The 20,338-nt window shown below is 54.9% G+C and carries 18 protein-coding genes and 1 tRNA gene; 11 read left to right on the forward strand and 8 right to left on the reverse strand.

Annotation, left to right across the window (positions count from 1 at the left end; genetic code table 11):
- Positions 1 to 28: 28 nt before the first annotated feature.
- Positions 29 to 104, forward strand: a tRNA-Trp gene (locus HX773_RS17205).
- A 105-nt stretch (positions 105 to 209) separates the two neighbouring features.
- Here HX773_RS17205 and hdfR read toward each other — a convergent pair.
- Positions 210 to 1,031, reverse strand: coding sequence for an HTH-type transcriptional regulator HdfR (hdfR, locus tag HX773_RS17210; protein ID WP_008106614.1), 822 nt, complete (start codon positions 1,029 to 1,031; stop codon positions 210 to 212).
- Positions 1,032 to 1,152: 121 nt separating this feature from the next.
- Here hdfR and HX773_RS17215 point away from each other — a divergent pair, with 121 nt between their 5' ends.
- Positions 1,153 to 1,491, forward strand: a complete 339-nt coding sequence (locus tag HX773_RS17215; RefSeq protein ID WP_008106616.1) for a DUF413 domain-containing protein — start codon at positions 1,153 to 1,155, stop codon at positions 1,489 to 1,491.
- A 30-nt stretch (positions 1,492 to 1,521) separates the two neighbouring features.
- On the opposite strand, the gene HX773_RS17220 is transcribed toward HX773_RS17215, so the two are convergent.
- Positions 1,522 to 3,042 (reverse strand): YifB family Mg chelatase-like AAA ATPase, encoded by a 1,521-nt coding sequence (locus HX773_RS17220; protein WP_176972546.1) that lies wholly within the window; start codon positions 3,040 to 3,042, stop codon positions 1,522 to 1,524.
- 328 nt (positions 3,043 to 3,370) lie between these two features.
- On the opposite strand from HX773_RS17220, the gene ilvL reads away from it, so the two are divergent.
- The 6 genes from ilvL to ilvA all read left to right on the forward strand — a co-directional run bounded on the left by ilvL (position 3,371) and on the right by ilvA (position 9,931).
- Positions 3,371 to 3,469, forward strand: a complete 99-nt coding sequence (gene ilvL / locus HX773_RS17225; RefSeq protein ID WP_071531048.1) for an ilv operon leader peptide — start codon at positions 3,371 to 3,373, stop codon at positions 3,467 to 3,469.
- 149 nt (positions 3,470 to 3,618) lie between these two features.
- A complete protein-coding gene (gene ilvG / locus HX773_RS17230) occupies positions 3,619 to 5,265 on the forward strand; it encodes an acetolactate synthase 2 catalytic subunit (protein WP_176972547.1) in 1,647 nt (548 codons plus the stop codon).
- Positions 5,262 to 5,519 (forward strand): acetolactate synthase 2 small subunit, encoded by a 258-nt coding sequence (ilvM, locus tag HX773_RS17235; RefSeq protein ID WP_008106624.1) that lies wholly within the window; start codon positions 5,262 to 5,264, stop codon positions 5,517 to 5,519. The genes ilvG and ilvM overlap by 4 nt, the downstream gene beginning before the upstream one ends.
- Before the next feature lie 18 nt (positions 5,520 to 5,537).
- Positions 5,538 to 6,467, forward strand: coding sequence for a branched-chain amino acid transaminase (locus tag HX773_RS17240; RefSeq protein ID WP_007888821.1), 930 nt, complete (start codon positions 5,538 to 5,540; stop codon positions 6,465 to 6,467).
- A gap of 62 nt (positions 6,468 to 6,529) precedes the next feature.
- Positions 6,530 to 8,380, forward strand: a complete 1,851-nt coding sequence (gene ilvD / locus HX773_RS17245; protein ID WP_061719837.1) for a dihydroxy-acid dehydratase — start codon at positions 6,530 to 6,532, stop codon at positions 8,378 to 8,380.
- A gap of 3 nt (positions 8,381 to 8,383) precedes the next feature.
- A complete protein-coding gene (gene ilvA / locus HX773_RS17250; RefSeq protein WP_101762783.1) occupies positions 8,384 to 9,931 on the forward strand; it encodes a threonine ammonia-lyase, biosynthetic in 1,548 nt (515 codons plus the stop codon).
- Here ilvA and ilvY read toward each other — a convergent pair whose 3' ends face one another.
- On the reverse strand, positions 9,932 to 10,813 hold the full coding sequence (gene ilvY / locus HX773_RS17255; RefSeq protein WP_008106630.1) for an HTH-type transcriptional activator IlvY: 882 nt from the start codon (positions 10,811 to 10,813) through the stop codon (positions 9,932 to 9,934). It lies immediately after the preceding gene.
- 161 nt (positions 10,814 to 10,974) lie between these two features.
- On the opposite strand from ilvY, the gene ilvC reads away from it, so the two are divergent.
- Complete coding sequence (gene ilvC, locus HX773_RS17260) at positions 10,975 to 12,450, forward strand: ketol-acid reductoisomerase (RefSeq protein WP_008106632.1); 1,476 nt, start codon at positions 10,975 to 10,977, stop codon at positions 12,448 to 12,450.
- Between the two features lie 252 nt (positions 12,451 to 12,702).
- Here ilvC and HX773_RS17265 read toward each other — a convergent pair whose 3' ends face one another.
- From HX773_RS17265 to HX773_RS17275, 3 genes are all read right to left on the reverse strand, one after another.
- Complete coding sequence (locus HX773_RS17265; protein ID WP_176972548.1) at positions 12,703 to 14,037, reverse strand: MFS transporter; 1,335 nt, start codon at positions 14,035 to 14,037, stop codon at positions 12,703 to 12,705.
- Positions 14,038 to 14,326: 289 nt separating this feature from the next.
- Positions 14,327 to 15,334 carry an inner membrane protein YhjD gene (yhjD, locus tag HX773_RS17270; RefSeq protein WP_176972549.1) on the reverse strand — a complete coding sequence of 336 codons (1,008 nt, stop codon included), beginning with the start codon at positions 15,332 to 15,334 and terminating at the stop codon, positions 14,327 to 14,329.
- Positions 15,335 to 15,379: 45 nt separating this feature from the next.
- Positions 15,380 to 16,279, reverse strand: a complete 900-nt coding sequence (locus HX773_RS17275) for a LysR family transcriptional regulator (RefSeq protein ID WP_176972550.1) — start codon at positions 16,277 to 16,279, stop codon at positions 15,380 to 15,382.
- Between the two features lie 115 nt (positions 16,280 to 16,394).
- Here HX773_RS17275 and HX773_RS17280 point away from each other — a divergent pair, with 115 nt between their 5' ends.
- Positions 16,395 to 17,153, forward strand: a complete 759-nt coding sequence (locus HX773_RS17280; protein ID WP_154183226.1) for an SDR family NAD(P)-dependent oxidoreductase — start codon at positions 16,395 to 16,397, stop codon at positions 17,151 to 17,153.
- A 71-nt stretch (positions 17,154 to 17,224) separates the two neighbouring features.
- Here HX773_RS17280 and HX773_RS17285 read toward each other — a convergent pair whose 3' ends face one another.
- Positions 17,225 to 18,073: a PhzF family phenazine biosynthesis protein gene (locus HX773_RS17285; protein WP_176972551.1), complete on the reverse strand. Its 849-nt coding sequence runs from the start codon at positions 18,071 to 18,073 to the stop codon at positions 17,225 to 17,227.
- Between the two features lie 113 nt (positions 18,074 to 18,186).
- Here HX773_RS17285 and HX773_RS17290 point away from each other — a divergent pair, with 113 nt between their 5' ends.
- The gene (locus HX773_RS17290) at positions 18,187 to 18,810 is read left to right on the forward strand and encodes a glutathione S-transferase family protein (RefSeq protein ID WP_008106644.1); all 624 of its coding nucleotides are present in this window, start codon (positions 18,187 to 18,189) and stop codon (positions 18,808 to 18,810) included.
- Here the strand turns inward: HX773_RS17290 and HX773_RS17295 are convergent.
- Positions 18,777 to 20,267: a PLP-dependent aminotransferase family protein gene (locus HX773_RS17295; protein ID WP_176972552.1), complete on the reverse strand. Its 1,491-nt coding sequence runs from the start codon at positions 20,265 to 20,267 to the stop codon at positions 18,777 to 18,779. The two genes, HX773_RS17290 and HX773_RS17295, sit on opposite strands and share 34 nt — an antisense overlap.
- Positions 20,268 to 20,338 lie beyond the last annotated feature (71 nt).

Consider the following 20,338-nt stretch of genomic DNA (forward strand, 5'->3'; position numbering starts at 1 on the left):
GAGCCCCGTCCGTTCCGCCACCCTAATTAGGGGCGTAGTTCAATTGGTAGAGCACCGGTCTCCAAAACCGGGTGTTGGGGGTTCGAGTCCCTCCGCCCCTGCCAGAAAATAATCCTTTGCTTCGGCAAAGGATTTTTTTTGTCCAAAATTCGGCAGTGAAATGAGTTTGAGTTTCACTGTGCTCCACTCAAACTCCCTCATTTATTATCTTATTGTGTCAAAACCGGATATTTAAGCAGCTGACGAATGTGACTTTGCTGATCGCTATTCTGCAGCCACACCGCATATAACGGTCGCACGGCGACGGGTGTATCTGGAATAACCATCAAATCACTATAAATGCCGTGCCAAAAATCAGGTAAAAATGCACAAGCACCGGTTGTATGCAGTAATTCCCGCGTTAAATGTGCCGATGTGGTGGTTAATACGGGAACATCATCACTGGACAGATAACTTTCATGCTGATGAAAATCTGCACCCCATTCCAGCTTGATATAGTCATATTTTTCACGCTTCTCAGTTTTGCGCGCCCGGAATAATGCGAGCGAAATATGGCCTATTTGCTGGCTAGTTAACTCATCCATTTTTGGTGCTTCAGTCGTGATCAACAGGTCCAACTGACGTTCATGCAACTGCTTAACCAGCAAATGCCGCTGAGCGATACGTGCCTCAAGATGAAGGCTTTCGCGATTCTCATAAAGTGTTTGCAACCAAGGAGTTAAGTACGCTTCCCAAAGGGATGCGCTACCTCCTATTGAAAGCTCATGATGCTGTTGTGTATGCGAAACTTCCTTTTTGGCCATCAGCCAGGTGCTCATCAAGCTTTCGGCATAGGGTAATAAACGCTCGCCTGCTGAAGTCAGCCGGATGTTATTACGGTGACGAGTAAAAAGGTTTACGCCCAGCTGATTTTCCAGCTGACGAATGCGAAAACTAACGGCAGATTGCGTGAGGTAAAGCGCTTCAGCAGCACGCCCGAAATGGCGTGTTCTGCTCACTTCGAGGAAAGTTTTCAGTAATTCCGTATCCACTGCATTCTCCCAAAAATTGTTTGTCGTACTGATTTAAATGTTTTGTTTTACACTCTGTCAAGCCTATCTAATACTCCGCGCCATAAATAGCACGGCCATATGAGAGTCAGGAGCGTGTAAAATGGCGGATAGCTTCGCAACAACGAATCGTTTCTTTGATAACAAACATTACCCACGTGGTTTTTCGCGTCATGGTGATTTCACCATTAAAGAAGCTCAGCTTCTGGAGCGCCACGGTTACGCCTTTAATGAACTGGATCTCGCTAAGCGTGAACCCATTACAGAAGAAGAGCGTTCATTTTTAGAAGTATGTCGTGGTCTTCGTGAGCCGCAAACGGAAGCTGAACGTGTATGGTCGAAATATACCGCACGTATCAAGCGACCTAAGCGTTTCCACACGCTATCTGGCGGCAAGCCGCAGATGGACACGGTGGAAGATTTTAGCGATAGCGATGATTAAGAATAGCGGGGCTTATATAAGCCCCGTTTTTTATTCCAGAGTTTTATGCAGATAGATCATTAAGCGGTCGATGCTGCGATATCCCACCGCTTCCTGCAAATGACTCCGCGTAATCTGCTCTTCACCTGCTAAATCAGCGATTGTCCTCGCCACTTTTAAAATCCGCTGCCAGGCGCGTACCGAAAGCCCCAACGAATTCAACACCTCTTCCAGCCATTCAGCATCCTGCTGTTGCAATGGACACCAACGTAAAATCTCTGGGTTAGAGAGATGAGCATTCACTTTTCCGCTGCGCACTGTTTGAATCTTTCGCGCGGCGAGGACGCGAGTTAAAACTTCAGCGCTGCTTTCGCTGGCTTGTTGTCTCTTACTCAGCGATCCACTGGGAAGAAGTGGGACCTCTAGCGATAAATCAAAGCGATCGAGAAAAGGTCCGGATAGGCGATTGAGATAGCGCAACACCTGCTGAGGTGATGAGCGGTTATGGTTGCCCTGATAATGCCCTGTCGGGCTGGGATTCATCGCGCCGATCAATTGAAAGCGCGCGGGATACGTCACTTTAGCGCGCGTGCGTGAAATGGCGATTTCCCCGGATTCAATCGGTTCGCGCAACGCATCCAGCGTTCTGCGCTCGAACTCTGGCAGCTCATCGAGGAATAACACGCCATTGTGTGCCAATGAGATTTCTCCCGGCCGCGGCAAGGAGCCGCCCCCAACCAGCGCATACAGTGATGAACTGTGATGAGGCGCTCTGAACGGCCGTTTGCGCCACTGATGATGGAGATTGCCACTGCTGACCAGACTGGCGATAGCGGCGCACTCCAGCGCTTCCTGGTCGTCTAACGGAGGCATGATACCGGGCAGACGCGTCGCCAACATGGTCTTGCCGGTGCCAGGCGGCCCAATCAGCAACAGGTTATGCCCGCCAGCTGCGGTGATCTCCAGTGCACGTCGGCCCTGATCCTGGCCTATGATATCGCTGAGGTCCTGCTTTTCCTGTTCAAGCGTTTCGGGCTGATAATGCGCGACGGTGAGGGTGGTTTTGTTATGCAGAAACGCACAGATTTCTACCAGATGTTTGCCAACCAGCGTCTCGCCTTGTTGAATCAACCCTACATCCTGTTGATTCTGTTCAGCTAACACCATTTGTCTGCCCGCTTGCAGCGCCGCCATCGCAGCTGGAATAGCGGCCTGAACGCCACAGAGCGCGCCGTTAAGTGCTAACTCTCCCAGGAATTCATATTGCCCTAATTTGGCGTCTGGCAGCTGCTCAGAGGCCGCCAGAATGGCGATAGCGATGGGAAGGTCATAGCGTCCGCCCTCTTTTGGCAGATCGGCAGGCGCCAGATTGATGGTGACGCGTTTCGCCGGGAAGGTGAATCCGCTATTGATAATCGCGCTTCGTACCCGTTCCCGCGCTTCTTTTACCGTGGTTTCGGGCAGCCCAACCAGCGTCAGGGCCGGCAAACCGTTGCTGATGTGCACTTCCACCGTCACTAGCGGAGCCTGAACACCCAGCGCCGCTCGTGTTAATACCTTCGATAAAGACATAACCGCTCCTTGTTGTCCTTATCATCAAAGCAGCCAGACAGATGAACAATGGCTTACTGCTCAACTTCAGAGCCTGATTCCTTACAATCCCTGATAATTGCCGCGGTTTCACTGAAAATCAGAGCCTGTTCATAAATTTCAAAAGAAGATTACGACGCGGGCGTTATGAATTTTTATCACAAATGTAAATAACCTTTTACTTACAATGTGATAACGGAGAGCCGCCAGCGGCGTCATAAAATTTCCCAATGAAAATTATTGTCAACGACGTGCTAACTATGGTAACTCTGTAGGTATTACTTCGAACAATCGAAAAAACAAACAACACATGAAAGCCCTTCTACAAGTGATTAGCCTAGTCGTGATTAGCGTGGTGGTGATTATTATCCCACCGTGCGGGGCATCGCTTGGAGAAAGAAAGGCTTAAAAATCAAGTCTGGAATTCCAAAAACCCCCGCACCGAAAGGTCCGGGGGTTTTTTTTTAACCAGGCTAAATATCAGCAAATTAGCGAGGAACAGATTATGAGCAGTAGCATAAAATTCTGTTGTTCCCCTAGGAATACAGGAGAATAACCATGACAGGTGCACAGTGGGTAGTTCAGGCTTTGCGCGCGCAGGGTGTCGATACAGTGTTTGGCTATCCTGGCGGCGCAATCATGCCAGTGTACGATGCGCTCTACGATGGCGGCGTGGAACACCTACTGTGCCGTCATGAGCAAGGTGCGGTGATGGCAGCCATCGGTTATGCCCGCGCAACTGGCAAGACTGGCGTATGTATCGCCACTTCGGGTCCCGGCGCCACCAACCTGATCACCGGTTTGGCGGATGCGATGATGGATTCGATCCCGGTTGTGGCGATCACTGGCCAGGTCTCATCGGCCTTCATCGGCACCGACGCCTTCCAGGAAATTGACGTTCTCGGTTTATCGTTAGCCTGCACCAAACACAGTTTCCTCGTTGAATCGCTTGATGATTTACCCTCGGTGATGGCAGAAGCTTTTGCCATCGCGCAATCTGGTCGTCCCGGCCCGGTACTTGTCGATATCCCGAAAGACATTCAGATCGCCAATGGCGAACTGACGCCGCATCTGCTGCCGGTTGAGGAAGAAATCAGCCACTCCGCGCAGCACATCGCAGAGGCGCGCGCATTGATGGCGCAATCGCATAAACCGATGCTGTATATCGGTGGCGGTGTTGGTATGGCGCAGGCGGTTCCTGCCTTACGTGCCATGGCGCAGGAAACCGGCATCCCGATGGTTTCTACCCTGAAAGGTCTTGGTAGCGCGGATGCCAGCAGCGATCTCTATCTCGGGATGCTGGGCATGCACGGCACCAAAGCCGCTAACTTCGCGGTACAATCCTGTGATTTGCTGATTGCCGTTGGCGCGCGTTTTGACGACCGCGTTACTGGCAAGCTGGACACCTTCGCACCGCACGCTAGCGTCATCCATATCGATATCGATCCTGCCGAGCTGAACAAACTGCGCCGCGCTCACGTTTCACTGCAGGGCGATATGAATCAGGTGCTGCCGGCACTGAGCATGCCAATGCATATTGATGGCTGGCGCAAAGAAGTCAGCGCGATGAAAAGCGAGTTCGACTGGCGCTACGATCATCCAGGCGAAGCGATTTACGCGCCGTTGTTGCTGAAGCAGTTGTCCGATCGTAAAGCGGATAGCGCCGTAGTCACCACCGACGTAGGCCAACACCAGATGTGGGCCGCTCAGCACATGAGTTTCACCGCGCCAGAAAACTTCATCACCTCCAGCGGGCTCGGCACTATGGGCTTTGGCCTGCCGGCCGCAATTGGTGCGCAGGTTGCACGTCCGGAAGACACCGTGATCTGCGTGTCTGGCGATGGTTCTATCATGATGAACATTCAGGAGCTGGGCACCATCAAGCGCGGCAAACTGCCGGTGAAGATCCTGCTGCTGGATAACCAGCGTCTGGGCATGGTGCGCCAGTGGCAGCAACTGTTCTTTGATGGTCGCTACAGCGAAACCATCCTGACCGATAACCCCGATTTCCTCACGCTGGCCAGCGCGTTTGATATCCCAGGCCAGCGCATTAGCCGTAAAGATCAGGTCGACGCCGCCCTCGATGCTCTGCTGAACAGTGAAGGTCCTTACTTCCTGCATGTTTCGATAGATGAGCATGAAAACGTCTGGCCATTGGTACCGCCGGGTGCCAGCAACGCAAACATGATGGAGAAAACCGCATGAATCAGCATCAATTGTCTATCGAAGCCCGCTTTCGTCCTGAAATATTGGAGCGCATTTTGCGTGTCGTGCGTCACCGTGGTTTCCAGGTATGTGCGATGAATATGGCCTCCGCGGTCAATGCGGAGAACATTAATATCGAAATGACCGTTGCCAGCCAACGCTCAGTCGATTTACTGTCTTCGCAGTTAAGCAAACTTATGGATGTCGCTTGCGTCGAGATCCAACAACAGACAACACAACAAATCCGCGCATAGTCGCCAAAGGAAAAAGCAATGAGTACGAAGAAAGCAGACTTTATTTGGTTCAATGGTGAGATGGTTAAGTGGGAAGACGCCAAGGTCAGCGTTATGTCTCACGCTCTGCACTACGGTACTTCTGTGTTTGAAGGCGTGCGTTGCTACGACTCACACAAAGGTCCAGTGGTGTTCCGCCACCGTGAGCATATGAAGCGTCTGCATGAATCCGCCAAAATTTACCGTTTCCCGATTAAAGCCAGCGTTGATGAGTTGATGGAAGCGTGCCGCGAAGTGATCCGCGTGAACAAACTGAAAAGCGCTTATATCCGTCCGCTGGCCTTCGTGGGTGACGTGGGTCTGGGTGTGAACCCGCCAGATGGCTACACCACCGATGTAATCATCGCCGCTTTCCCTTGGGGTGCTTACCTGGGCGCTGAAGCGCTGGAAAACGGTATCGACGCCATGGTTTCTTCATGGAACCGCGTTGCACCAAATACCTTGCCGACCGCCGCGAAAGCGGGTGGTAACTATCTCTCCTCTCTGCTGGTAGGCAGCGAAGCGCGCCGCCACGGCTATCAGGAAGGTATCGCTCTCGACACCAACGGCTATATTTCAGAAGGCGCTGGCGAAAACTTGTTCGAAGTGAAAGATGGCATTCTGTTCACGCCGCCGTTCACCTCTTCAGCGCTGCCGGGCATCACCCGTGACGCCATCATCAAGCTGGCGCAAGACATGGGTATCGAAGTGCGTGAGCAGGTTCTGTCGCGTGAATCCCTGTATCTGGCCGACGAAGTCTTCATGTCAGGTACTGCAGCGGAGATCACTCCGGTGCGTAGCGTCGACGGCATTCAGGTCGGCGAAGGTAAACGTGGTCCGGTCACCGGTCGTATCCAGAAGGCATTCTTTGGCCTGTTCACTGGCGAGACGGAAGACAAGTGGGGCTGGTTGGATCCGGTTAACGCATAACGAGATTTTTTGCGGGCGTCAGATGGCGCCCGCAACCTTATTATTACTGGAGTAAATAGAGCATGCCTAAGTACCGTTCCGCCACCACCACCCATGGACGTAACATGGCCGGTGCCCGTGCCTTGTGGCGCGCGACAGGAATGACCGACGACGATTTCGGTAAGCCGATTATCGCCGTGGTCAACTCATTCACCCAATTCGTACCGGGCCACGTGCACCTGCGCGATCTTGGCAAACTGGTTGCTGAGGAAATTGAAGCAGCTGGCGGCGTGGCTAAAGAGTTCAACACCATCGCGGTGGATGACGGTATCGCCATGGGTCATGGCGGCATGCTGTATTCACTGCCTTCACGCGAGCTGATTGCCGATTCAGTGGAGTACATGGTCAACGCGCACTGTGCCGATGCCATGGTATGTATCTCCAACTGCGACAAAATCACCCCAGGCATGCTGATGGCGTCACTGCGTCTCAACATTCCGGTGATCTTTGTGTCTGGTGGCCCGATGGAAGCCGGTAAAACCAAACTGTCTGATCAAATCATCAAGCTGGATCTGGTTGATGCAATGATTCAGGGTGCCAACCCGAACGTCAGCGATGCCGACAGCGATCAGATCGAACGTTCTGCTTGTCCAACCTGCGGTTCCTGTTCCGGTATGTTCACCGCCAACTCCATGAACTGTCTGACTGAAGCGCTGGGCTTATCGCAGCCAGGTAACGGTTCACTGCTGGCCACGCACGCCGACCGTAAAGAGCTGTTCATCAATGCCGGTAAGCGCATCGTTAGCCTGACCAAACGCTACTACGAGCAGGATGACGTCAACATGCTGCCGCGTAACATCGCCACCAAAGCGGCATTCGAGAATGCGATGACGCTGGATATCGCCATGGGCGGTTCCACCAACACCGTTCTGCACCTGCTGGCAGCGGCGCTGGAAGGCGAAATCGACTTCAACATCTCCGATATCGATCGCTTGTCTCGCAAAGTGCCGCAGCTGTGTAAAGTGGCGCCAAGTACGCCGAAATATCACATGGAAGATGTACACCGTGCGGGTGGCGTAATCGCCATTCTCGGTGAGTTGGATCGCGCTGGTTTGATCGACACCAGCGCGCGCAACATTCTGCAGCAGAGCATGCGTGAAACCCTGGATCAGTACGACATCATGCTGACCAAAGATCAGGCGGTGAAGGATATGTTCCGCGCCGGTCCTGCTGGTATTCGTACCACCAAGGCGTTCTCGCAGAATTGCCGTTGGGACACGCTGGATGACGATCGTGCCGAAGGCTGTATTCGTACTCGCGAACACGCTTATTCGCAAGATGGCGGCTTAGCTGTGCTTTACGGCAACATTGCCGAAGATGGCTGTATCGTTAAAACCGCGGGCGTAGACAAAGAGATCCTCACCTTCAAAGGCCCGGCCAAAGTGTACGAAAGCCAGGATGATGCGGTTGAAGCGATCCTTGGCGGCAAAGTGGTGGCCGGCGACGTCGTGGTGATCCGTTACGAAGGACCGAAAGGCGGACCGGGCATGCAGGAAATGCTCTATCCGACCACTTATCTGAAATCCATGGGCCTCGGCAAAAGCTGCGCACTGATCACCGACGGTCGCTTCTCTGGCGGCACGTCGGGCTTGTCGATTGGTCACGCCTCTCCAGAAGCGGCGAGCGGCGGCACCATCGCGCTGGTGAAAGATGGCGACATGATTGAGATCGATATCCCAAACCGTGGCATCAAGCTGGCGGTGCCGGATAACGAACTGCACGCCCGTCGTGAAGAAGAGCAAGCGCGCGGCGATGCGGCTTACACCCCGCACGGCCGCGTGCGTGAAGTCTCCTTTGCCCTGCGCGCCTATGCATCACTGGCGACCAGCGCAGACAAAGGCGCGGTGCGCGATAAGTCCAAGCTGGGAGGCTAACCGATGGCTGAGTCTCAACCGCTTTCCGCGACGCCAAACGGCGCGGAGTATTTGCGCGCAGTGCTGCGTTCACCGGTGTATGAAATTGCCCAAGTGACGCCGCTGCAAAAAATGGAAAAAATTTCATCGCGTCTTGGCAACACCATTCTGGTGAAGCGTGAAGATCGTCAGCCGGTGCACAGCTTCAAGCTGCGCGGGGCTTACGCGATGATTGCCGGGCTGAACGAAGAGCAAAAAGCGCGCGGTGTGGTCACGGCTTCGGCCGGTAACCATGCGCAGGGCGTGGCGCTCTCGGCCAGCACGCTTGGCATCAAATCACTGATTGTGATGCCGCTGGCCACGGCAGACATCAAGGTTGATGCAGTACGCGCATTTGGCGGTGAGGCTTATCTGTTTGGTGCCAACTTCGACGAGGCGAAAGCCAAAGCGATTGAGCTGGCGGAGCAGCAGGGTTACACCTTCGTTCCTCCGTTTGACCATCCGGCGGTGATCGCCGGGCAGGGCACGCTGGCGATGGAGTTGCTGCAGCAGGATGCGCATCTCGATCGCGTCTTCGTGCCGGTCGGCGGCGGTGGTCTGGCGGCGGGCGTGGCGGTGCTGATCAAACAGCTGATGCCGCAGATCAAAGTGATCGCCGTGGAGTCGGAAGATTCAGCCTGTCTGAAAGCCGCGCTGGAAGCGGGTGAGCCGGTAGATTTGGCGCGCGTGGGCTTGTTTGCTGAAGGCGTGGCGGTCAAACGCATCGGCAGCGAAACTTTCCGTCTGTGTCAGGAGTATCTCGATGACATCATCACGGTGGATAGCGATGCAATTTGCGCAGCGGTGAAAGATCTGTTCGAAGATGTGCGCGCCGTGGCGGAACCTTCTGGTGCGCTGGCACTGGCGGGTATGAAGAAGTATATCCAGCTGCACGACATCAAAGGCGAGCGCCTGGCGCACGTGTTGTCGGGCGCTAACGTCAACTTCCACGGCTTGCGTTATGTCTCCGAGCGTTGCGAACTGGGCGAACAGCGTGAAGCGCTGCTGGCGGTCACCATTCCAGAACAGCAGGGCAGTTTCCTCAAGTTCTGTCAGACCATCGGCGGGCGCTCAATCACCGAGTTCAACTATCGCTACGCGGATGCGGATAACGCCTGCATTTTCGTCGGCGTGCGCTTAACGCGAGGGCTGGAGGAGCGCAGTGAGATCATCAGCCAACTCAGCGAAGCCGGTTATAACGTGGTGGATCTGTCGGATGATGAAATGGCCAAGCTGCACGTGCGCTACATGGTGGGCGGACGTCCATCCAAGCCGCTGCGCGAACGCCTGTTTAGCTTTGAATTCCCTGAAGCACCGGGCGCGCTGCTGAAGTTCCTGCAGACGCTGGGCGCGCACTGGAATATCTCGCTGTTCCATTATCGCAGCCACGGCACCGATTATGGCCGCGTGCTGGCGGCGTTTGAAGCCAACGATCAGGAACCGGATTTCGAAACGCATCTCACCGCGTTGGGTTACGAATGGCATGACGAAGCGAGTAACCCGGCGTTCCGTTTCTTCCTCGCCGGGCAGTAACTACAGTTGATGCCAGAACGCATTGATAAGCGGCTCTCCGAGCCGCTTTTTTTGTACGCAAACGCCGAGTTCCAGCGGTGCGACAGACTCCACATTCTCCAGCGTTAACACGCGATTGCGCACCGGTTCCGGGCTGTTCTCCAGCACCACATCCGGCAGCAGCGCAATACCACACCCCAGCGCCACCATCGACACAATCGCCTCATGCCCGGAGACCGTGGCATAAATCTGCGGATTGGGAATGCGCTGGCGACGGAACCATAAATCGATGCCGCGGCGTGCAGGTCCTTGTTCCGGCAGGATAAACGGAATCTGCGCCCAATCGGGTTGCTCCTGCGTCGCCTGATTGCGCACCGGACAAGGCAGCGCCGGGGCGATCAGCACCAGCGGAATCAGGCCCAGTGGCGTAAAATCTATGCTGGCCGGCAGCGATTCTGGGCGACCGGCTATGGCGAGATCGGCGTCGCCGGACTGCACCATCTCAATCGCATCGGCGGCATCACCGGTAGTAAGTTTGATCTCTACCTGCGGATGTTCAGCACGAAAGCGATCGAGAATCGGCGGCAGATGGCTGTAAGCGGCGGTCACCGAGCAGAACAGGCGCAGCTCGCCGCTCAGTGACGGGCCGTTGAGATCCATCACATGGCGTAGCTGCTGATATTGCAGTAACGTCTGCTGCGCAAACTGGCGCAGGCGCTCACCGGCTTCGGTTAGCGTGACGGTGCGGTTATCACGCAGGAACAGCGCGTGACCGACATCCTCTTCCAGGCGTTGAATCTGGCGCGAAAGGGTTGAAGGGCTGACGTGCATGGCGCGCGCGGTGCGGCCAAAGTGGCAGCTTTCAGCCAGATGAAGGAAGAGTTTCAGGTCTCGTAAATCCATGCGCGTATCGCCTCAACGTTATGTTGCAAATTTTGCAATGTGACCTTGCTAATATATCAATTTAAGCAACGGATTTCCTGTCATATGATGGGGTCATTCGCGGCGTTAAATACAACGTCGTTACTGAACAAAAACAAACACAACATCTAACCGGAGTACCCATGGCTAATTACTTCAACACATTGAATCTGCGCAACCAGTTAGCGCAGCTGGGCAAATGTCGTTTCATGTCACGCGACGAATTCGCTGATGGCGCTAGCTTCCTGAAAGGCAAGAAAGTGGTCATTGTTGGCTGTGGTGCTCAGGGTCTGAACCAGGGCCTGAACATGCGTGATTCTGGTCTGGACGTGGCGTATGCCCTGCGTGCTGAAGCGATTGCTGAGAAGCGTGCCTCTTTCCGCAAAGCGACCGATAACGGCTTCAAAGTGGGTACTTACGAAGAGCTGATCCCACAGGCCGATCTGGTGGTTAACCTGACGCCGGACAAGCAGCACTCTGCGGTCGTTCAGGCTGTTCAGCCACTGATGAAAGATGGCGCTGCGCTGGGTTACTCACACGGTTTCAACATCGTTGAAGTGGGCGAAACCATCCGTAAAGACATCACCGTTGTGATGGTGGCGCCGAAGTGCCCGGGTACTGAAGTACGTGAAGAGTACAAGCGTGGTTTCGGTGTACCTACGCTGATCGCGGTTCACCCGGAAAACGATCCAAAAGGCGAAGGCATGGCGATTGCTAAAGCCTGGGCAGCAGCGACCGGCGGCGACCGCGCGGGCGTGCTGGAATCTTCCTTCGTTGCGGAAGTGAAATCTGACCTGATGGGCGAGCAGACCATTCTGTGCGGTATGCTGCAGGCCGGTTCTCTGCTGTGCTTCGACAAGCTGGTGGCTGAAGGTCACGACGCGGCTTATACCGAAAAACTGATTCAGTTCGGCTGGGAAACCATCACCGAATCACTGAAGTTTGGCGGCATTACGCTGATGATGGATCGCCTGTCTAACCCGGCAAAAATCCGTGCTTATGCGCTGTCTGAGCAGCTGAAAACCATCATGGCACCGCTGTTCCAGAAGCACATGGATGACATCATCTCTGGCGAATTCTCTTCCGGCATGATGGCTGACTGGGCTAACGACGACAAAAACCTGCTGACCTGGCGTGAAGAGACCGGCGCGACTGCATTCGAAAACGCACCGCAGTTTGATGGCAAAATCGAAGAGCAGGAATATTACGACAAAGGCGTCGTGATGGTTGCGATGGTCAAAGCAGGCGTTGAGCTGGCATTCGAAACCATGGTTGACGCGGGCATCATCGAAGAGTCGGCATACTACGAATCACTGCACGAGCTGCCGCTGATTGCCAACACCATCGCACGTAAGCGTCTGTATGAAATGAACGTGGTTATCTCGGATACCGCAGAATACGGTAACTACCTGTTCTCCTTCGCGGCGGTTCCACTGCTGAAAGAGTTCATGACCACGCTGCAGCCAGGCGATCTGGGCAAAGCAGTTGAAGGTACGCAGGTGGATAACGCGCAACTGCGTGACGTCAACGAAGCCGTTCGTCAGCATCCAATCGAATCTGTAGGCCGCAAACTGCGTGGCTACATGACCGATATGAAACGTATCGCAGTCGCTGGCTAAGCCACGCGCGACACAGTTTTCAGCACAATAAAAACCCCGGCTTGCCGGGGTTTTTTTTTAATTAGTGCTCGCTGTCCCTCTATGTATGTGCTCGGTGTCCCCCTCCTCGGTCCTCCCCCATAAATGGGGGAGGAAGATGCTGCCACATGCCAGTGATGAAGCTGCATGTGGCAGCGTCTCCTTCCCCCGCTAGCGGGGGAAGGCCGGGATGGGGGACAGCAAGCACGTACAAAGTACAGTCAGTTCAATCAATCACACCGCTTCATACAGCGTCTGATTACGCGTCTCTTTACAGGCAATCAGCGCGATCAACGTCAGCACCGCCATCGAAGCCAAATAGAAGCCCACCGCCTGTAAACCGTAATTGGCGTTCAGCCAGGTGGCGATATAAGGCGCCACAGAAGCCCCAAGAATCGATGACAGGTTGTAGGAGAACGATGCGCCGGTATAACGCACTTCCGTTGGGAACAGTTCTGGCAGCAGCGCGCCCATCGGACCGAACGTCAGGCCCATAATGCTCAGACCGAGGATCAGGAAGCCCATCACCAGCACCTGAGAACCGGAACCCAGCAGCATTGGAAACATCAATGCAAAGGCGATAATCATCAGCGTAATGGTAATCATGGTTTTACGACGACCAAAGCGATCGGCCAGCAGACCCGCAATCGGCACCATCACACCAAAACCAATCACCGCCACCATCAGCATCCACAGGAAGCTGTTACGCGAATAGCCGAGGCCGGCCGGCGCGGGCGCGGTACCGTAACTCATCGAATAAACGGTCATAATGTAGAACAGCGTGTAAGTGGCGAGCATGATGAAGGTGCCGAGAATGGTTGCGGTCATATGCTTACTCAGCAGCGTGCCAATCGGCATTTTCACCTGCTTGTTCTCTTTCTGCACTTTGGCGAATACCGGGCTTTCATGCAGCGAAACGCGCACATACAGGCCAATTAACACCAGCACCGCAGAGAGAATAAACGGCACGCGCCAGCCCCAGTTCATGAACTGCTCATCGGTCAGCAACCATGAAAGCAGCAGGAACGTGCCGTTAGCGAAGAAGAAGCCAATCGGCGCGCCGAGCTGTGGGAACGAACCATAGAGCGCACGTTTCTTCGCCGGAGCATTTTCGGTCGCCAGCAGCGCTGCGCCGCCCCATTCGCCACCGAGGCCTAAACCCTGACCAAAACGCGCCAGCGCCAGCAGCAGTGGAGCGGCCACGCCAATGGTTTGATAGCTCGGCAGCAAACCAATCAGCACGGTTGAAACGCCCATGGTCAGCAGCGATGCGACCAATGTGGCTTTGCGGCCCACGCGGTCGCCAAAGTGTCCGAACACCGCAGAACCGATGGGACGTGCGACGAAGGCGATGGCGAAGGTTGCCAGCGATTGCAGCGTGGCGACAGTGGGATCGCCCTGCGGGAAGAAAATGTGCGGGAAGATAATCACCGCAGCGGTGGCATAGATATAGAAATCGAAGAATTCGATAGCCGTGCCGACAAGCGATGCTACAACCACTTTGCCGCGTGAATTCACTGGCGCGTCGTCGTGTTTCTTGTCGAGTGTTTCTGTGATGGAGGCTTGCATAAGTGTTTCTTAATTGTAAATGTAGACAGAGAATCTTACGCACCTGGTTTGTGGCATTCAATGGCGAAAAACCGCGTCAGACCGGGCTTTTTCGGCGAATAAGTGGATAATTTCTGAGTTGCTGCGATCAGTGGCGGATGGGAACGGGAAGTGTCACTTTTTTGGCGGGAATCTCTGCAAAAGGGCCAAATTAAAGTGACCCTTTAGCGTTTCCTGCTGGTTTTTGCTGGAAAAGTAGCCAGCAGGAAACATTTTTAGCTAGTACGAAAATTGTAACAACCTCGTCGGCTTATTTAGCCTGATGCGGTTGCGGCATCTCTTTATCATCTTTGTATTTGGCGGTGGCGATCCACGCGGCGCAGAACAGCGTTAAACGCGCAAAGAAGTAGAAGAACGCCATTAAGCCGAGCACGGAACCAAAGGCCGCGCCCGACGGCGAGGTTGCCAGCTTCGGTAGCGTCAGCGTCATCACAAACTTGATCACCTCAAAGCCAATCGCCGCCAGCAGCGTGCCGCGGAACAGCGCTTTTTTGCGCGGCTTGTGGCGCGGCAGAATCCAGAAGATCCACAGGAACAGCAGATAGTTAGCGAAGATGGAGATGGATAACGCAATCACCGTCATCGCCGGACGCAGCCACTCAATGTCCTCCAGCCCCAGCGCATTAACGATCGCCGCCTGCGCCGCGCCGGCAATTGAGGTCAGCGACAGCGTAATCACCAGCGCAAACATCAAACCCAGCAGCGAAAGCAGATCGCGTGCGTACTTCTTCCAGAATTTCTCCTGATCGTCTGGCGTGCGTTCCCACACGTCGCGCGATTGCGCACGCACCGCTTCACGCAGGTTGCCCATCCAGTTAATGCCGGAGTAGAGCGCCAGCAGCAAACCGGTTAATCCCACCGTGGCACGCTGCTGAATCGCGGTGTTCACCGTGTTTTTCAACGTGGTGGCCAGCGTCGGATCGCTGATGCTGTTAACGATTTTGTTGATCAACTCGGTGAGCAAATCCTGATTCGACGCCAGCACAAAACCGACCGCCGCAAAGGAAACCATCAAAATCGGTATCAGGGAGAGAAATGAGAAGTAAGTGATCGCCGCGCCAAACTGGCTACCGAGGCGATCGTTAAAGCGTTCCAGCGCGCGCATAAAGTGCGCCACCGCCGGAATCGCCTGGAACCAGGCAGCGAAGCGCGACACATTTTGAATCGAGCCATCCACGGTTTTATTGCCGGTTTTAATATCAATCAGCGGCTTGGCTTCTGCCTCGGCCGCGATCTCTTTAGGGGTTTTGTCCGTCATAGACGATAGTCATCCTGTTCACTGCAAAAATACAATTATAGCCTGCTATGTCACATACTCCTGTAAGACGAGGCTCAACCACTCCATAAACACCCGCACGCGGCGCGCCACGTTGCGGCGATGCGGATAAAGCAGCGAGATCGGCATCGGTTTCGCCGGGAAGTGATGCAGCACTTCAACCAGTTGCCCTGATTCCAGCAGCGGTTGCACGCCAATCGCCGGCACCTGAATAATGCCGAGCCCGGCCATGCACGCCGCGCGATAGGTTTCGGTGCTGTTTACCGTCACCACGCCGCCGGTTTGAATGTAATGACACTGTTTGCCATCAAAATATTCAAAGCCCAGTGAAGGTTGTCCCAGCTGCTGGGTGTAATGCACCATCGCGTGTTGCGACAGATCTTCCAGCCGCACCGGCATGCCGAAGCGGGAAAGGTAGCCGGGGCTGGCGCAGTTGATCAACGCGTGCGAGCCGATTTTCCGCGCAATCAGCCCGGAATCTTTCAGCTCGCCGACGCGCACCACGCAGTCAAAGCCTTCGCGAATCACATCGACCTGACGATCGCTGCTGCTCAACTCAATTTCCAGACCGGGATAGTGCTGCAAAAATTCCGGCAAACGTGGCAGCACAAAGCCGGTCGCCATTGCCACCGACATATCCACGCGCAGTTTGCCGCTTAAGGTGCCGGGATCGTGCTGAAACAGGCTGTCCATGTCGTCGAGCATCGACAGTAAATCGAGGCAGCGATCATAATAAACCAGGCCGTCCTGCGTAAGATGCACCCGCCGCGTGGTGCGATGCAGCAGGCGCGTGCCCATTTGATTCTCCAGCGCCTGCAGCTGGCGGGATACGCTGCCTTTCGGTAAACCCAAACTTTCTGCCGCACGGGTAAAACTGCCCATTTCTGCCACCCGCACAAAAACCTGCATTGCGTGAATTTTATCCATGTTGTTCACCGATTGTTGTTGTTAGTGAAACAGTGCTGCGTATTCCTCTGCGTTTATAGATCAATTATTCACGAATATCCTTAACACGTGTTCAATTTTCCAACTGGAGCGAAACATGAGTCATAAAATTGCATTGATTACCGGCGGAAATCGCGGTTTAGGCAAGAATGGGGCGCTGAAACTGGCCGCCAAAGGCACTGATATCCTGTTTACCTATCGCGGTCACGCGGAAGAAGCGCAGGCGGTTGTGCAGGAGATTGAAGCGCTGGGCGCGCGTGCGGTGGCGTTGCAGCTGGATGTCGGCGACACTAGCACGTTCGACGGCTTCGTGGCGCAGGTGAAAGAAGCGCTGCAGAAAACCTGGCAGCGTGACAACTTTGATTATTTAGTGAACAACGCCGGTCACGGACACTACAAGCTGTTCGCAGAAACCACCGAAGATGAGTTTGATGCGCTGGTGAATGTGCACTTCAAAGGGCCGTTCTTCCTGACGCAAAAACTGCTGCCGCTGATTGTTGATGGTGGACGCATCCTGAATATCTCCAGCGGTTTAACCCGTTTGACGCTGCCGGGTTCAGGCACGTACGCCTCAATTAAAGGCGCGATGGAAGTGCTAACGCGCTATCAGGCTAAAGAGTTGGGCGAGCGCCATATTCGCGTCAACATTCTGGCACCAGGCGCGATTGAAACCGACTTCGGTGGCGGCCGCGTGCGTGATACCAAAGATCTCAACGACCATATCGCTTCAGTAACCGCGCTGGGCCGCGTTGGTTTGCCGGATGATATCGGCGATGCCATCAGCGCGATTCTCAGCGATGAAACCGGCTGGATCACCGCACAACGCATTGAAGCCTCAGGCGGGCAAGGCTTGTAATTTGTAGGGTCGCCATTCATGGCGACCTTATTCAATATTGTCACCCGCCAAGGTTGCCATAAATGGCAACCCTACAGATCGATCGTCCCATCAATCACCGTCACCGTTTGGCCACCAATCCAGATCGCTTCATCGCTAAAACTCACCTGAATGCGACCTTCACGCTGAATCACGCTGCCCTGACGTGCCCGATAATCCCGCGTTTGCTTGTTAGCCTCGAAGTAGCGCGCCAGACAGGCGTTGGCGCTGCCGGTCACCGGATCTTCGGTCAAGCTGCCGTTCTCAACCAGCAATGCGCGCACTTCATACTGCTCGTTTTCGCCCGACGGTAACGCACCAAAAATTGCCGTGCCGTTAACCTCAGCATGCTGATGTAATCGGTGTAAATCGGCTGCTGACGGCACCACATCCAGCACCGCTTGCGCGCTGCTCATCGGGATCAGCAACCAGCGAATACCCATATCAACGATGGTCGGCGTTTGGCTGAGATCGAAGGATTCACTGTTCAGCGCGCTGCTCATCAGCGCATCGCTGAACGGCGTTAAGCTAGCGGCGGGTGCCGCAAAGGCCAGCGCACCGTCATCGCTGATTTTCACCTCAACCAGACCCACGCCGCACTCCTGCACGATTTTGCCTGGCGTTTTCAGCGGCCAACCGGCTTCCAGCAGCGCATGCGCGGTGCCTAACGTCGGATGCCCGGCAAACGGCAGTTCGCCTTCGACGGTAAAAATGCGCACGCGGTAATCCGCCGCCGCATCCTGTGGCGGCAGCACAAAGGTGGTTTCCGAAAGATTGGTCCAGCGCGCAATCGCCGTTAGCTGCGCGTCACTCAATCCTTGTGCATCCATAATCACCGCCAGCGGATTACCTTTAAACGCCGATGAGGTAAACACATCCACCTGTTTAAATGCGACCTTCATTGTCACTCCTTCCTCGTTGAGGTTGTCTGAAATCGGGATTTACATCCTGTCGATTGCGAAAGGCCAGCAACAGGGCTATGAATAGATTAAGAATTCTGGAATTGGAGTCCGCAATGTTAAAAGTTCTTGGCCGTACTTCTTCAATTAACGTACGAAAAGTTCTGTGGCTGTGCGCAGAACTCGATATTGCGTACGAATTAGAACCCTGGGGCGATGATCCACAATCGCTGCACTCGCCAGAGTTTATGGCGCTCAATCCCAACGCCATGGTGCCGGTAATAATTGAGGACGACTTCGTGCTGTGGGAATCCAACACCATTCTGCGCTATCTCGCCAACAGCAATGGCGGCGAATGGCTCTATCCCGACAATCCCCGCGCACGCGCGCCGGTCGATCAGTGGATGGATTGGCAAGCCACCGAACTTAACACTTCATGGCGTTACGCATTTATGTCGCTGGTGCGCAACTCGCCGGCGCATCAGGATCCCCGCTTGCTGGCGGCGGCCGTGAAAGGCTGGACGCACACCATGAACATACTCAACCAGCATCTGGAGAAAACCGGGCGCTACGTCGCAGGCCGCAACTTCTCGCTGGCCGATATTCCGGTGGGGCTGGCGGTGAACCGCTGGTTTGAAACCCCGCTGGAGCATCCCAACTTTCCGGCGGTTCAGACTTATTACGAGCGCCTGACCGAGCGCGAGCCTTACACCACCTGGGGCCGCAACGGCAAACCCTGATCCTGTCCCGGCGCGAGGCCTGTCATTTCACAGGCCAGCGCGCCGGTGCGCTGCAACGCCCACGTATAACGTTCATCAAACGGATAGCAGCAGGAGAGGCGCAACGCATGTTTATAGCGATCGCTCAGGGAGTAGAGCGCGCCCGGCGTCACACAGATTTGCTCCTGCAGCAGACGATGAAACATCTCCACGGTATCAATGTTTCCCGGCAGTTCGACCCAAAAAACAAACCCGCCGCGCGGCAGGGTAGCGCGCGTGCCCTGCGGAAAGTGGCGCGCCAGAATCCCGCGCGCCGCATCCAGATTGGCGGCATAGCGCCGACGCAGCGTGCGCAGATGATGATCGTACCCGCCGCTGGCAAGGAATTCGGCCAGGGTTTCACTTAACAAGCGTGATTCCGCCATCGACGACACCGCTTTGAGGTGGGCGATGGTGTGATGAAAGCGCCCGGCGGCAGTCCAGCCGACGCGGAAATCAGGCGCCACGGTTTTGGTAAAGCTGGTGCAGTAAATCACCCAGCCATCGCTATCAAACGCCTTCACCGGCGGCGATAGCGGCCACTCAAACTGTAATTCGTCGTACAAACCATCTTCCAGCAGCGGAACGTGGTAAGTGTTCACTAACTTCGCCAGCCGCTTTTTATTCTCCAGCGGCATCACATATCCCAACGGGTTCTGCGCGCCGGGCATGGCGATCACCGCCTGAATCCGCTTCTCCTGCAGCAGCATCTCCAGCGCATCCAGCGACAATCCCTGCTGCGGATCGGTAGGGATTTCCAGCGCTTTCAGCCCTAGCGACGCCAGCAGCGGGAACAGGAAGAAATAGGTCGGCGACTCCAAACCAATGCAATCACCGGGTTTGGTCACCGCGCGCAGCGCCAACTGTAGCGCTTCCATGCAGCCGTGCGTCAGCGTGATCTCTTGCGGCGGCAGGTTGATGCCGTTGTGCAGGGCACGACGCGCAATCTCCTCCCGTAAGCGCTCACTACCAGGCGGAAGCGCATAGCGTCCGATAATGTCGGGATTCTGGCGCAAAATCGACGCAGTAATTCGCGCGATTCGCGCCGCCGGATAGAAGGTGCCATCCTGCGGACAGGCCAGCGAGATATTGGTGTAATCGGGATTATTTTGCGCCGCGAATACTTGCTCAATCAGCTCCAGCTTCTGCGCGCTGGGATCGTTGATTTTTGCCGGCAGCGGTTTTACCGGACGCGTCACGGCGGGCAGCACGCCACGCACGTAATAACCCGACTGCGGCCGCGATTCAATCAGGCCGCGATCTTCGAGGATTTGCCACGCATTGAGCACGGTATTGATACTAACCTGATGCGATTGTGCTACGCGGCGTATCGCCGGCAGCCGTTTACCCGGCTTCAGCGTGCCCTGATGAATTGACTCGGCGAAGCTATCGACCAACTGCTGATACAGCGTTTGACCGGATGAAAGTGGAAGGGACACAAAAGCCTCCGCGCGCAATGGGTACAATTCATTTTTGAGACAACTGTACCCATTACAATAGTAGTTTTGTG

Source organism: Pantoea sp. B9002 (assembly GCF_013385945.1).
In the GTDB taxonomy this organism is placed as follows: domain Bacteria; phylum Pseudomonadota; class Gammaproteobacteria; order Enterobacterales; family Enterobacteriaceae; genus Pantoea.